General features: G+C 65.9%; 14 protein-coding genes and 1 pseudogene. 11 read left to right on the forward strand and 4 right to left on the reverse strand.

Annotation, left to right across the window (positions count from 1 at the left end; translation table 11 throughout):
• Nucleotides 1–345: 345 nt before the first annotated feature.
• Together ACFFBG_RS05000 and ACFFBG_RS05005 are read right to left on the reverse strand one after the other, a co-directional pair.
• Nucleotides 346–759 carry a PIN domain nuclease gene (locus ACFFBG_RS05000; RefSeq protein ID WP_375477204.1) on the reverse strand — a complete coding sequence of 138 codons (414 nt, stop codon included), beginning with the start codon at nucleotides 757–759 and terminating at the stop codon, nucleotides 346–348.
• Nucleotides 756–977, reverse strand: a complete 222-nt coding sequence (locus ACFFBG_RS05005) for an antitoxin (RefSeq protein ID WP_375476284.1) — start codon at nucleotides 975–977, stop codon at nucleotides 756–758. The genes ACFFBG_RS05000 and ACFFBG_RS05005 overlap by 4 nt, the downstream gene beginning before the upstream one ends.
• A 115-nt stretch (nucleotides 978–1,092) precedes the next feature.
• Between ACFFBG_RS05005 and ACFFBG_RS05010 the strand changes: the two genes are divergently transcribed.
• From ACFFBG_RS05010 to ACFFBG_RS05035, 6 genes and pseudogenes are all read left to right on the forward strand, one after another.
• A complete protein-coding gene (locus ACFFBG_RS05010; RefSeq protein ID WP_375477206.1) occupies nucleotides 1,093–1,431 on the forward strand; it encodes an ArsR/SmtB family transcription factor in 339 nt (112 codons plus the stop codon).
• A gap of 79 nt (nucleotides 1,432–1,510) precedes the next feature.
• Nucleotides 1,511–1,675: pseudogene (locus ACFFBG_RS05015) on the forward strand (SRPBCC domain-containing protein); the annotation flags it as partial.
• Nucleotides 1,676–1,874: 199 nt separating this feature from the next.
• Nucleotides 1,875–2,513, forward strand: coding sequence for an SRPBCC domain-containing protein (locus ACFFBG_RS05020; RefSeq protein ID WP_375476286.1), 639 nt, complete (start codon nucleotides 1,875–1,877; stop codon nucleotides 2,511–2,513).
• 178 nt (nucleotides 2,514–2,691) lie between these two features.
• A complete protein-coding gene (locus ACFFBG_RS05025; protein WP_375476288.1) occupies nucleotides 2,692–3,618 on the forward strand; it encodes a glucosyl-3-phosphoglycerate synthase in 927 nt (308 codons plus the stop codon).
• Between the two features lie 44 nt (nucleotides 3,619–3,662).
• Entirely contained in the window at nucleotides 3,663–3,806 is a 144-nt protein-coding gene (locus tag ACFFBG_RS05030) for a hypothetical protein (protein ID WP_375476290.1), read from the forward strand.
• A gap of 187 nt (nucleotides 3,807–3,993) precedes the next feature.
• Entirely contained in the window at nucleotides 3,994–5,151 is a 1,158-nt protein-coding gene (locus ACFFBG_RS05035; RefSeq protein WP_375476291.1) for a sugar ABC transporter substrate-binding protein, read from the forward strand.
• Nucleotides 5,152–5,427: 276 nt separating this feature from the next.
• Here the strand turns inward: ACFFBG_RS05035 and ACFFBG_RS05040 are convergent, their stop codons facing one another.
• Together ACFFBG_RS05040 and ACFFBG_RS05045 are read right to left on the reverse strand one after the other, a co-directional pair.
• A complete protein-coding gene (locus tag ACFFBG_RS05040) occupies nucleotides 5,428–5,922 on the reverse strand; it encodes a DoxX family protein (RefSeq protein WP_375476293.1) in 495 nt (164 codons plus the stop codon).
• A 252-nt stretch (nucleotides 5,923–6,174) separates the two neighbouring features.
• Nucleotides 6,175–7,662, reverse strand: a complete 1,488-nt coding sequence (locus ACFFBG_RS05045) for an aldehyde dehydrogenase family protein (RefSeq protein WP_375476295.1) — start codon at nucleotides 7,660–7,662, stop codon at nucleotides 6,175–6,177.
• A gap of 265 nt (nucleotides 7,663–7,927) precedes the next feature.
• Between ACFFBG_RS05045 and ACFFBG_RS05050 the strand changes: the two genes are divergently transcribed.
• The 5 genes from ACFFBG_RS05050 to ACFFBG_RS05070 all read left to right on the forward strand — a co-directional run bounded on the left by ACFFBG_RS05050 (nucleotide 7,928) and on the right by ACFFBG_RS05070 (nucleotide 13,044).
• Nucleotides 7,928–9,124 (forward strand): cytochrome P450, encoded by a 1,197-nt coding sequence (locus ACFFBG_RS05050; protein WP_375476297.1) that lies wholly within the window; start codon nucleotides 7,928–7,930, stop codon nucleotides 9,122–9,124.
• A 133-nt stretch (nucleotides 9,125–9,257) separates the two neighbouring features.
• Nucleotides 9,258–10,457, forward strand: coding sequence for a flavin reductase (locus tag ACFFBG_RS05055; RefSeq protein ID WP_375476299.1), 1,200 nt, complete (start codon nucleotides 9,258–9,260; stop codon nucleotides 10,455–10,457).
• A gap of 68 nt (nucleotides 10,458–10,525) precedes the next feature.
• Nucleotides 10,526–10,741 (forward strand): dodecin, encoded by a 216-nt coding sequence (locus ACFFBG_RS05060; protein ID WP_375476301.1) that lies wholly within the window; start codon nucleotides 10,526–10,528, stop codon nucleotides 10,739–10,741.
• Between the two features lie 24 nt (nucleotides 10,742–10,765).
• The gene (locus ACFFBG_RS05065) at nucleotides 10,766–11,452 is read left to right on the forward strand and encodes a TetR/AcrR family transcriptional regulator (RefSeq protein ID WP_375476303.1); all 687 of its coding nucleotides are present in this window, start codon (nucleotides 10,766–10,768) and stop codon (nucleotides 11,450–11,452) included.
• Between the two features lie 26 nt (nucleotides 11,453–11,478).
• A complete protein-coding gene (locus tag ACFFBG_RS05070; protein WP_375476305.1) occupies nucleotides 11,479–13,044 on the forward strand; it encodes a class I adenylate-forming enzyme family protein in 1,566 nt (521 codons plus the stop codon).
• Nucleotides 13,045–13,091 lie beyond the last annotated feature (47 nt).

Below are 13,091 nucleotides of genomic sequence, written 5' to 3' on the forward strand. Positions count from 1 at the left end.
ACCCACCGATGAACGACTCTCACACCGAGTGGATCAGTTCTCGGGGTCCGGCCACGACGACAGACCCTTCGAGTGCTTCGCGGCGAGATCCAGGCAACGGAGTCGGCCCTGCAATCTGGCACACGGCCCGGCCACCCGTCGCACCTGTGGCGGCGCCCATGACAACTGCAGCATCGTCCGGCGACGTCACCAGCAGCGCGCGTCCTTCGCCCGGTGGGCCGGCAAGTCGCCGAGGATCAGCGACCACACCCGAGCAGACCGTCCTCCACCTGGCGCGCCGTCGTGATCGCGCACTCGGAGCTGAGCTCAGATCGCTTGTCAGCAGATGTGCGAAGTCGAGCGGGTCTATTCGGGCAACACTCGCAGCCGTTCCAACGGCTGACCCGTGACGTTGGCGATCAGGTCGAAGTCCTTGTCGACCTGCAGGACGGTCAGATCGGCGAGTTCTGCGATGGCAGCGATGATCAGATCGGGAATGGAGGGCGCGCGGTGCTTGCCCTTTGCCGCCAGCGCCAGCTGGACCTCGAGGGCGCGGTCTTCGACGGCGGGCGTCAGGTACTCGACCGGCATCGAGCAGATAGGCGGCGTCCGGAACAGCGATCGCGCCTGAGCGGCCGTCCGGGCCGAGTAGCCGACCTCGAGCCGCGTCACCGTGCTGATCCGCACGAGCCCGCGTTCGATGCGGTTCGCCCACTCTCCAGCGTCTGGCGAGTCGGCGAGCCGGACGAGGGCGGACTTGTCGATCAGCCAGTCGGTCACCGCCACGCGGTGCCCATCACCTCGGGGTCGGCAAGATCGGCGACTTTGGTCGCGAACGCGCGCAGCTGCGCGACGGACACCGGCTTAGTCGTGGTCGCGGCGTCGGCCGCCAATCGTCGTCGGATGTACTCGACGCGGGAAAGTCCGAGCTTGCTGGCCCGGGCGTCAACACCGGCGAGCACATCATCCGGGACATCGCGAATAAGGACGTCGGCCACGCGATCCCCTGTTCGATTCCGCTCGAATGTTCCTGCCAGGCTACCACGTTCGATATCAGGCGATATCACACGGCGTGGTTGACGCGCGTCCCCACGCGTGCAAATCTACAACCACATGGTTGTACGAGACGAACTGAGCGAAGCCGAGGTCGACCGGATCTTCCGGGCCCTGGCGGATGCCACGCGCCGCGACATCGTGCGACGCACCCTGGCTGGCGAGGCGACGGTCTCGGAGTTGGCCGCCTCCTACGAGATGTCCTTCGCCGCGGTGCAAAAGCACGTCGCTGTGCTCGAGGGAGCTGGTCTGGTGGTGAAGCGCCCGCACGGCAGGGAACGGATCGTCCGCGGCAATCCCGACATGATCCGGCGCGCCCAAATGCTGCTGGATCACTACGAACAGATCTGGCGCGCGCGCATCGATCGACTCGACGCGCTGCTTGCCGAGGACACCTGAGCGCGACAACAGACACGAACCGACAAAGGAGCTGCTGATGCCCGTCACATCCGTCACCAAGAACGCCGCATCCCTCACGATGACCGTCGTCGCCGAATTCGACGCTCCGGTCCGCCGCCTCTGGGACGCCTACCTCGACCCGCGCCAGCTCGAACGGTTCTGGGGACCGCCCGCCTATCCCGCAGTGTTCACCCGGCACGACGGCTGCGTCGGCGGCCGCAGCGAGTACACGATGACCGGACCGGAAGGCGACGTCGTCCACGACGCGTGGGAATGGGTCGCCGTCGACGAACTGAAGGGCTTCGAGATACGCGACGCCCGTCATTCCCCCCGGCTACGCCAACCAGCAGCTGACCCCGAAGTCGCCGACCGAAACACCAAGTCACGGCGACGGAATCGAGCGAATGGTCTTCGCCTTCGAGGCCACACCGAATGGCTCACGGGTGACGACGACGACGCACTTCGACTCCCCCGCCGGCCTCGAGCGGATGCTCGCCATGGGCATGGAGCAAGGTATGACCGAGGCGATGGGGCAGATGGACGCCGTCCTCGCCGATCTCGCGTCGTTCGCCGCCGGCGACAGCACGACGACGCAGCTCCTCAGCGACACCCAGGTCCGCATCAGTCGGATCATCCGAGGCGGTCTCGAAGCGGTGTGGCGGGCGCACCACGAGCCGGCGCTGCTGCCGCAGTGGCTGCTCGGGCCCGACGGCTGGACCATGCCGGTCTGCGAGGTCGCCACCGAAGTCGGCCACCGCTACCGATACGAATGGGCGCAGACCGACACCGATCGGCGGTTCGGCTTCACCGGGATGCTGCTGGAATCCCTTCCTCCGCACCGGTCCGTGACCACCGAGACCATGATCGGCGCCGAGGGCCCGTCAAGCACCAACGAACTCACCCTCACCGCGGTCGAGAAGGGCACCCTGCTGTCCATCCTCATCACCTTCCCGGACGCCGAGATCCGCGACAACGTTCTGGCCACCGGCATGACCGACGGCATGGAGACCTCCTACGCCCGCCTCGAATCACTGATCAGCTGGGGTCCGCCCGGCGGCGTTCGGAACAGCGACCGCGCCTGAGCGGTCGTCCGAGCCGAGTAAGCCGACCTCCAACGGATGACCGCTCGGCGTCGGTCTCGGACCCCGATCGTGGGACGATCTGGTGATGGATGGATCAGCACGAAACGAGTCTGCGGGGCGCGGTGGCGACGCGGCACGCGGCTGACTCCATGAATGGCGTCGAGAGACAGTTTGCCGCGTGACGCACCTGGCCGATTGGCTCGCGAGCCGCACCAGTCGCGCTGACGACTGGCCCCTCGAACGGGTACTTGCGGCGAAGGGCGCGCACCGGGTCACCGTCGTGATCCCCGCGCGTGACGAAGCCAGCACCGTCGCCGACATCGTCGGCACGATCCACCGTCATCTGGTTGTCGACGCGTCGCTCGTGGACGAGCTGGTCGTGATCGATTCCGACTCTACCGACGACACGGCCGTGATCGCGGCGGACGCCGGCGCGACGGTGCACACCGCTAGCAAGATACGTCCCGATCTCGGCAACCACGCAGGAAAGGGCGAAGCACTCTGGAAATCCCAATTTGTGACCAGCGGGTCCGTAGTCGTCTTCGTCGACGCTGACCTCACCAGTTGGGGCACGCACTTCGTGACCGGTCTCCTCGGGCCGCTGCTTACGGATCCCGCGGTGGTCCTGGTGAAAGGGTTTTACGATCGGACCCTCGACGACGGGTCCGGCAATCACACGCCACAGGGCGGCCGCGTGACGGAGCTGGTGGCCCGTCCGCTGATAGCCGCGTTGCGCCCGCAGCTGGCACGAGTCGTCCAGCCACTTGCCGGCGAGTGGGCAATCCGACGGGACGCTTTCGCCGGTCTGTGGATTCCGGTTGGGTACGGCGTCGAGATGTCCACGCTTCTCGACGTGCACGCCCGGCACGGCGTGGATGCCGTGGCGCAGGTCGATCTCGGCGAGCGGGCGCACAGCCACCAATCGGTGCACGACCTCGGTCTGATGGCGAGCGAGATTCTGGGGGTCACGCTGCGCCGCTCGGGTATGTGGTTGCGCGAGGAACAATTGTTGTGGCAGTTCGACCGCCAGCACACGCCTGCGTGGCGCGCTCGCGAGGTGCCCACAGCGGAGCGGCCCCCGCTCATCACGAGCGGCTATAGCTAGCCGATGCCTCGAATCGCCGCAAAGCCCTCCGCAACACCCTCCTGTTGCCCACATCGGCCCGCACCACCGCCAACTACCGCACGATGTACACCGACGCCGTGCAGGACATATTCGCCTGGGACGCCGGTCAACCCCTCCGCATGCTCACCAGGTGCGGATCGTTGAAACGGCTGACGATCACCCGCTGACCGTGCCGGCCGGTGGCCCTTCGCCAGCCTGATCACCCGATTCAAAATGCGACCTCAAGGGTCTCGACAATCGCTTTCTCAACGTCTACGTTGACGCTGACAAAAGGCGCTTGCCGGAGAACACGTGCACATGTCACCGCGGCGCCGTCGTCGGCCCAACGAGGGGCCACTTCACAGAGGGAGCAGCATGATCAAGACTTATCTGCCCGCCGTGGCAGCATTAGCGGCATTGACCGCACTAACCGGGTGCAGCTCCTCCGGTTCGCACTCTGGCTCGACCACGTCATCTAGCCCGTCGACACATGCGACATCGTCGGCAACCGCCTCCCCGGCGGTGGCACAAGCCTTGGCTGCCAAGAAACAGGCTGCGACCTTTCCGACGACGATTCCGGTAACAGCTCCTCTGCCGTCAGCGCCCCCGAAGGGCAAGACGATCGTCTACCTCCAGTGCGAGCAGCAGGAATGTCCGCTGGAAGGCAACGGCATCAAGGCCGCGACGCAGGCGATCGGCTGGAACTTCAAGGTGGTGAACTTCCAGGCGGCCAACCCGGCGACGCTCGTGGCAGCACTGAAGACAGCCCTGCAGTACCACCCGGTCGGCGTCTTTTTCGCCGGCGCGCCGCAAGCGACGTGGGCCAGTGAGCAGTCGGCCTATGCGGCCGCGGGCTCGTTCATCACCGAGAGCTTCGACAGCACCGCTCCCACGGGCAAGGGTGTGCTGCCTGGTCGCAGCTATGCGCCGGACAACACCCACATCGGCCAGTTGCTCGCTGACGAACAGATCGCCGACGCCGGTGGCGCGCCGGGAAACTCCATCCTCGTCAACGTTCCCGACTACGCCGTGTTTCAAGCGACGGGCAAGGCGTACACATCGGAGATCACCTCTGTCTGCTCCAGCTGTCACGTCATCGACGTCGACGTGACGCTGCCGCAACTGCTCGGTGGCCAACTCAACTCTGCGATCGTCTCTGCGGCCAAGCGGGCGAGCGACGTCAAGTACATCGTGTCGGTAAACGGCTCCTTCACGGCGCAGCTGCCGCAAGCGCTGTCCGCAGCCGGATTGGCCGGAAAGTACAAGATCATTAGCGGTCAAGGGACATCGGCGGACCAGCACAATGTCTTGACTGGCACGCAACTGGCCACGATCAACAGTCCGCTCACTGAAAGTGGATGGCAGGACGTCGACATGGCGATCCGCAAGGTCATGAACCTGCCGATCCCCCAGGGTGATCACGAGGTGGCAGTGGCGCTGCTCGACAAGAGCAACATCGGCACGCCGAAGGATTCCTACGACCTCCCAGCGGATTACGCGACTCAATTCAAGAAGCTCTGGCAGGTCGGCTGACGCCGAGTGGTGCCGTTCAGCGGTCGCGGCCGCTGAACGGCACCACCCGGCGACGGCGAGCCCCGATGAGGGCTGATCGTCTTTTCGGCAAACGGGCGTGAGGCGATGTCGACAAGCAGGCACCCGATCTATGTCAGACGAGATCGGGCGCCCGTGGTACCGGTGAGGGTCTGGGCGGGGCTGCTCGAGTCTCGCTGTTCACAGCACGGATCGGCGCCCGTGTGCCTGTGGTGTTCTCTCGCGACCAGCGACTCGCCGTTCGCGCCCGGACTCGTGCTACGGCGACGTGTCGTCGGGGTGAGCGTCAGGGCTGGGCTCGGTCCAGAAGGTCGCTAGCTGCACGGCCGCGCCGCCCACACCGAGCAGAGCCGAAGCCGCGGCGCGAAGCAGGGGTGTGCCCGTGTCGTCCAGCCCGAGCAACCGATCGATGCTGAACCGTCCGGGGCCGATCGCCGATAGCGCAATGCTGGACGCAGCTAGCAGGCCCACATGTTCCCAACCCTCGTTCATGGTGAAGAACCCGTTCGGCCGGTGAACGGTACGGTAAGCGACGGCCATCGTTCCCACGACAGCCGAGGACGAAAGCGGCGTAGCCGCTCCGGCGACGATCGCCGTGCCAGCAGCAACTTCGACTCCCGCGCTGAGCTGCGCCTGCAGACGTGGTTGACGGAACCCGATGGATCCGAACCACCCGGCCGTGCCGTCGAGCGTGCGCCCGTGACGCACGCCGTGCGCGATCATCGTGCCGCCCACCATTCCGCGCAGTAGCAACGCGGCAATGCTGTCCCCCGTGCCACGCCGATCCGTCCGTGTCCTAGGTCCCACGACGCTCCCTGTCCCTTTGAATGGCCTTCGCGTACCTGTCATGTGAGCGCCCGCGTGGCCGCGATCCGCCGGACTCGACCTGGTACATCGGCGACACGGTGGCGACGCTCCACGGTGCAGTGCTCGGGCGAGGTCGAGGTCGAGGTCGAGGTCGAGGTCGAGGTCGAGGTCGAGGTCGAGGCGTGTCCTGCGACATGGTTACCCGAGGTAGTTACCCGAGTCGTTGACCTTGAGGACCTTTACCTGGCTCCATTCGTAGAAGCCCTCCACCCCCATCTCGCGGCCGATTCCTGACCGCTTATAACCGCCGAACGGCTGGCCGAGCACGCCCCCGGTGGAGTTCATCGTGAAGCTGCCCACCCGCAGGCGGCGCCCGACCCGGCCGGCCAACTCGGTGTCGTGGGTAAAGATGGCGCCGGTGAGGCCGTACGCGGAGTCGTTCGCGATGCCGATCGCGTCCTCGATGTCGGTGTAGGGAATTACCGTGAACACCGGTCCGAACACCTCCTCCTGCGCAACCTTCATCTTGTTGTGCACGTTCGTGAGCAAGGTGGGCTCGAAGTACCAACCCTTGTGCAGATCCTCCGGGCGTTTGCCTCCGTAGGCGATGGTGGCGCCCTCGGCCACCGCCGACGCGACGAACTGCTCGCAGCGATCACGAGTGCGCTTCACCGCCACGGGTCCGAAGTCGCTCGTCGGGTCGAGGGCATGACCGATCTTGAGCTGGGAGAACACGTGGGTCAGCGCCCCGACGACCTCGTCGTAGCGCTTCTGGGACACGAGCAGCCTGGTCAGCGCCACGCACACCTGGCCTTGGAAGGGCAACAAGCCGGGCAGGAGCGCCGGGAGCAGCTCGGGCAGCGCAATGTCATCCGCCACGATGCCGGCCGATTTTCCACCGAGCTCCAGGGTGGTCTTGACCAGTCGCTCAGCGCTGCTGCGCATGATCTGGGCACCGACTGCCGTGCCACCGGTGAAGCTGACCATGTCGATGCCGGGATGTGAAACGAGGTGCGCGCTGGCCTGCGGTCCTGCTGCAAGGACGCTGAGGACCCCGCGCGGCAGGGCGGCCTCTTCGGCCGCAGCCGCGATGTGGTAGCCGACGATGCGGGTTTCGACCGGCAGTTTGAGCACCACCGCGTTGCCACTGAGCAGCGCGGGCAACACCTTCATGCCGAGGTAGGCCAGCGGCCCGTTGTAGGTCAGGATCGCGACCACGACGCCGAAGGGTTCGCGGATGACGGTTACCGGTCCGGCGAATCCGGTGCGCTCCTCACTGAAGGGCAATGTCTCGGCGAAGGTGAAGGAGTCCTCGAAGACGGTCGGCGCGACGATGCCGTTGATGGCGTCGCGAAAGGCAGCGGTCGGGCCGCACTCCGCCCCCCATGCCAAGCTGATCTCGGGCACCCGGCTTATCAGCGCGTTGGTGAAGCGACGCAGATGGGCGACACGCTCAGCCATCGACAGCGACGCCCAGGGCCCGTCGTCGAACGCCCGTCGCGCGGCAGCAACGGCGCTGTCCACGTCAGCCGGCGATACGTCTGGGAGATTGGCGATGACGCGCTCGTCGCTCGGATTGACGACATCGACGCGACGGTCGGTGGACGGCGCGACCCACACACCTCCGATGAAGAGCTCGTCGCTGTGCGGGATCCGCAGATCCAGGTCGATCTGGAGTTCGGTCATCATCCCTGCCCTTCGGGGTGTCAAGGCTCGTCCTGGCGGCGACGCTAACCACCGCGGCGTAGGCCGTCAACAGAGGCGTTGCAGAGCTTGGCGGCGAGGGTAACGTTCGCTTCCGACTGCCGCGGAATCCGAGTAGTGATTACTCGTGACGCCACGTTGGCGCCTTGGTGTCCTCCAGGTGGCGCATCAGTCCGCGCGGCGACAGCGGCCCTGCTCGTCGTCGACGTGGTCCCCTGCGCCGCCACACTCAGCGAGAGGCGTCTTGATGACAGCGGACTACGCGGACTACGACCACCACGCGCTCGGAGCGACCTACGAGTCGATCTACGAGACGTGGCGCGAGCTGCTCGGGAAGTGTCCGATCGGGCACAGCAAGGCCCATGACGGGATGTGGGTGGTCACGGGATACGAAGAGTCCGTCGGCATACTGCGCAAGCCCTCCGCTTTTTCTTCCTATCCCGCGAGCTTTCCCTCCTTCCCGCAGCCGAACAAGATGATGCCTGTGGAGCTGGATCCGCCGGATCACCAGCGCTACCGCTCAATGGTGGCCGAGCCGTTCTCGCCCAAGCGTGCGCTCAGCTATGAGAAACCCCTCCGCAAGATCGTCAACAGACTCATCGACGACTTCATCGAGGACGGGCACTGCGACGTGTTCGAAACGATCGGGGCGCCGCTGCCCGCGATGTTGGCGACGATCTTCCTCGGGGTGCCGCTCGATGACGCCACACGGATGGCGGGCTGGATCCACACTCTCGTGCACGAGACTGCCTCCCGCCCGGAGGCCGCTGGCGAGGCGGTCATGAGCATCTACGGCTACTTCGGCGGTCTGCTCGCCGAACGTGCCGGAGGCGACGGCGACGAACTGATCTCGATCATCGCCCGCGCCGAGGTCGACGGTCAGAAGCTCACCCAGGAAGAGTTGCTGGGGTTCTCGCTGTTCCTTCTCCTCGCGAGCATCGACACGAGTCAGAAAGTGATCGGCTCGATGTTCTGGCGAATGGCGAACGACCCGGATCTCGTCGCGCGGCTCGTGGCCGACCCGAGCGCGGTGCCTGCAGCAGTGGAGGAGTTCCTGCGTCTGTACTCGCCGGTGATCGCGACCCGCAAGGTCGTCGAGGACACCGAGGTCGCCGGCGCCGAGCTCAAGGCAGGCGACCAGGTGCTGCTGCTGCTCGGCGCCGCCGGCCGTGACGCGCGTACATTCCCCGATCCCGAGGTGTTCAGCCTAGGGCGCGAGAACAGCGCCAAACACCTCGCCTTCGGCGACTACATCCACAAGTGTCTCGGCATCCACATCGTGCGCGTCGAGCTGCGCGTGCTGCTCGAGGAATTTTTGCGGCGCATCCCGAAGTTCGAGGCACAGCCCGGCGCCGAGTCGCTGTGGTCCAACGGCCAGGTGCAAGGCGTGGTCAAGGCGCCGATCCGGTTCCCCGCGGGCGCGAGGGAGATCCCACCAGGGTGAGTGCACCGTCGGGTGGCGGTCGCGACGGGCGTCGGGCTCACTCCCCAGAGCTCGTCCCACCATTGTCAACTTTGACGTTGACGGGAGTGGTGAACTGCTGGCACACTCGTCAACGCCCGCACAGGAGGATCCGATGACAGTGACTCCGAGCGACTCGAGTGTCATAACCATTGCGCCCGAGAGCTACCGCAGCGTGCTGGGGCAGTACCCCACCGGCGTCTGTGTCGTGACCGCGGACTCCCCCGACGACGGACCCAGCGGCATGGTGGTCGGGTCGTTCACGTCGGTCTCCCTGGACCCGCCGCTGATCGCGTTCTACCCGGCCAAGTCCTCCACCAGCTGGCCGAAGATCGAAGCGGCCGGGTCGTTCTGCGTCAACATCCTGGCCGCCGACCAGGAGGAGATCTGTCGCATCTTCTCCGCCAAGACCGCGGACAAATTCGTCGGCGTCCGCCACCATCCGACACCGGAGACAGGGTCGCCGATCATCGACGACGTCGTCGCCTGGATCGACTGCGACATCGAGCTCGTTCAGGACGCCGGCGATCACGTGTTGGTTCTGGGACGCGTTCGACAGCTCGACATCGAGGCGCCTCGCCTGCCACTGCTGTTCTTCCAGGGCGGCTACGGCCGCTTCTCTCCGCATTCGCTCGCGACCGCGGATCCGACTGGCTCGATGACCACTCCGCTGTGGCAGGTCGACCTCATCCGCCCGCTGCTCGAGCGGCTGGCCGAGGGAGAATCCTGCCGTTGCCTCGTCGGCGCCCTCGTCGGCGACGACGTCTTCATCGTCGCGAGCGCCGGCCAGGCCCAGGACGACGAGGTCAACACGGCATCTCTCGTCGGACAGCGCCTGCCCTACCTTCCACCGAGCGGATCGGTATTCGCGGCCTGGGCTTCAGAAGCCGAGCAGGAGCACTGGCTGCAGCAGTCGGACGCAGCGTCGCGAGACCACCACAGAGCCGCTCTCGGCGTGGTTCGCCAGCGTGGGTACTCCCTCGGTTTGATCTCCTCCGCTCAGCGTGAGTTCGCGAGCACCCTGCAGGCGATGGCGCAGCGACCGGGCAACTCGTTTCACACGTCGCTCTTCGGGCTCATCCCCCAACTGTCCTACGATCCGCTCGCGCTCGACGCAGATGTCGTCACCCAGGTCCGGCAGATCTCCGCGCCAGTCTTCGCTGCCGACGCATCAGTCGCGCTGGCGCTGACCGTGTTCGGTTATCTGGCCCCCGAAAGGGGCGCGGAGAAGCTGATCTCGGTGCTGCTCGACACGGCGGCCGAAGCAACGCGCCGCATCGGTGGAGTGGCGCCCGGCGACCTCCAGCCCGCCTGAGCCAACCGTGCTCCACGCGCACCGGCATCCGCCTGGACGGCGATCAATCACGAACGAAGGAGTTCCCGATGACCGACCGCACCTACCGTGTCACCGAGATTGTCGGCACGTCCACCGACGGACTCGACCAGGCGATCAAGAACGGAGTTGCGCGAGCGGTCAAGACGCTGCGCAACGTCGACTGGTTCGAGGTCACCGAGATCCGCGGGCAGGTGCTCGACAACGAGATCGAGCACGTCCAGGTCGGCATCAAGGTCGGATTCAGGCTCGAGGACACTGACTGACCAGCGCCCGGTAATGTCTCGTCGGTGGCACAGAGTGGTATTGAGGCGCGCCGCCAGGCAGCGATACGCGAGGGCAGCGCGACCTATCTCGCACGCCGCGCCGAGATCGTGCGCGTGGCAGCCGACATCTTCCGCGAACACGGGGTCGAATCGGCGACGCTGCAGGACGTCGCAAAGGTCCTCGGCACCGATCGGGCGTCGTTGTACTACTACGTGGCCAGCAAAGAAGAACTCATCCAGGAGATCGTGCGAGATGCGATCGCCAGTTCGCTCAAAGCGGCCGAGACGATCAAGCGCAGCCGCGCGAGCACCCGCGATAAGATCCAAGCCTTGATCGAATCCATGGTCAACGCATATGTCGACAACTACCCCCACATGAGCATCTACACCGAGGATCTCGGTCGCATCGCCAGGCAGGACAGCGAATGGGCCGTCGATGTGACCGCCCGCGCGCGGACCTTCGATGCCGTTGTGCGTTCGGTGCTGGCCAAAGGTAGCCGGGACGGCACGCTTCGCGCGGACATACCCGTCGACCTCGCCGCACTCGCTCTGTTCGGAATGATCAACTGGATGCATCGTTGGTACAGCCCTAACCACAACCAGGACGTGAACGCGCTCGCCGAGACTTTCACCAAAATCTTCCTCGACGGGTGCGGCGCCCAGCCCGCCGCCACTCGGGTCAACGGACGGCGGCGCACAAGCACCACGTGAGCGAGGACCACCCGAGGAGGAGCCAAGTGTTCAGCTTCGAGAGTGTCTCGCCCCGAACTACCCCGGCTGTTCTGGCCGCTGTCGCGGCTGATTCGCCCGAGCGCGAGTTCATCGTCGCTGATGACGGCGTACTCACCTACGAAGCAGCATTGCGGGCTTGCACATCGATCGCCGCGAGACTGCGGAGCGCGGGGATGGAGCGCGGCGATCGGATCGGCGTGCTGTTGCCCAACGGAGTGCGGTGGACCGCTGCGCTGCTCGGCGCCCACGCCGCGGGGCTGTGCGCCGTGCCGCTCAACACCTGGTTCCGCCCGAAGGAGCTGATCGGCGTCACCCGCCGAGCCGGCCTGCGAGCGATCATTGCCGACGCGGACATCGCCGAGGACAACCGGGCCGCTATGGACTTCATGGTTGGTGTCGGGAGATACGTCGGCACCTTCCGCTGGACCCGCGGAGATGCAGCGCCGGTCGGACTCCCTCCGGCTGGCGAGCCGGCCGGGGCCGAACCGATCTCGGTCGATGAGTCCGACCACGCCCTACTGCTATTCACCAGTGGCAGCTCGGCCGAGCCGAAAGCCGTCCCGCTCACGCACGGCGCGGTCGTGCGCAATGCGCACGCTGTCGGCGTCCGGCAGGGCGTGATTCCCGGCGACCGATTCTGGCTCGCGTCCCCGATGTTCTTCGTGTTCGGCTGCGCGAATGCGTTGCCCAACGCGCTCACGCACGCTGCGACCCTATGCGTCCAAGAGCGCTTCGACCCCCTGCTGGCATTGAACTTCATCGAGCGCAACCGATGCACGGTGTACTACGCCGTGGCGCCGATAACACGCGCGCTCGCCGCCTGTCCCGACCTGAAAAATCACGACATCTCCTCGCTGCGTACCGGCACCGCAAACGCCACGCCGGAAGACCTTCGCTTAGCCATCGAGGTCCTCGGTGTGAGCGAGGTCTGCAACGCCTACGGCCTGACGGAGGGCCTGGGCCATACGACGATCACGAGCCACCTCGACCCGCCCCAGGTCCGCATCACGACACAGGGCCGCGCGCTCCCGACACAACAACTGCGGATTGTTGGAGTGGACGGCTCTCCTGTGCGAGACGGTCAGGCGGGCGAGATCCAGATCCGCGGCGCCATTATGGAGGGCTACCTCGACGCTACCGATGCCCACGCCACTGCGTTCGATCAGGACGGATGGTTTCGCACCCGCGACATCGGGGTGATCGACGAAGACGGACGGCTGCACTACTTGGGTCGCAGCTCGGAGATGATGAAGGTAAAGGGCATCAACGTCTCTCCGGCTGAGGTCGAGCTCGCGCTCGTCGAGCATCATCTGGTTGACGAGGCGTACGTGTTCGGGTTGCCGACGCCCGATGGTGATGAGGCCGTCGGCTGTGCGCTGGTGACAACGTCGCGCGGTGCGCAGCGTGCAGGTCTGGCCGCCGATGTCGCGAGCTGGGCTCGCGACCAGATGTCGAGCTATAAGATCCCCGCCCGAATCTGGGTCATGGATTCAGCGGACCTACCGCTCACACCCACGGGCAAGGTGTCAAAGCGCCTGCTCAAAGACCAGCTGTCGAAGGACCGCCTGTAGGTCACGTGCGGCCGGCGAGGCTGGGAAGACAGCGGGTCTGTTCTTCT

This window comes from uncultured Jatrophihabitans sp. (genome assembly GCF_964251945.1).
Classification (GTDB): Bacteria; Actinomycetota; Actinomycetes; order Mycobacteriales; family Jatrophihabitantaceae; genus Jatrophihabitans.

What these genes read in the sequence shown, in the direction of transcription:
- ACFFBG_RS05060 (WP_375476301.1), top strand. Translation starts at nt 10,526, where the DNA reads ATGACCGACCGCACCTACCGTGTCACCGAGATTGTCGGCACGTCCACC.
- ACFFBG_RS05035 (WP_375476291.1), top strand. Translation starts at nt 3,994, where the DNA reads ATGATCAAGACTTATCTGCCCGCCGTGGCAGCATTAGCGGCATTGACC.
- ACFFBG_RS05045 (WP_375476295.1), bottom strand. Translation starts at nt 7,662, where the DNA reads ATGACCGAACTCCAGATCGACCTGGATCTGCGGATCCCGCACAGCGAC.
- ACFFBG_RS05010 (WP_375477206.1), top strand. Translation starts at nt 1,093, where the DNA reads ATGGTTGTACGAGACGAACTGAGCGAAGCCGAGGTCGACCGGATCTTC.
- ACFFBG_RS05055 (WP_375476299.1), top strand. Translation starts at nt 9,258, where the DNA reads ATGACAGTGACTCCGAGCGACTCGAGTGTCATAACCATTGCGCCCGAG.
- ACFFBG_RS05050 (WP_375476297.1), top strand. Translation starts at nt 7,928, where the DNA reads ATGACAGCGGACTACGCGGACTACGACCACCACGCGCTCGGAGCGACC.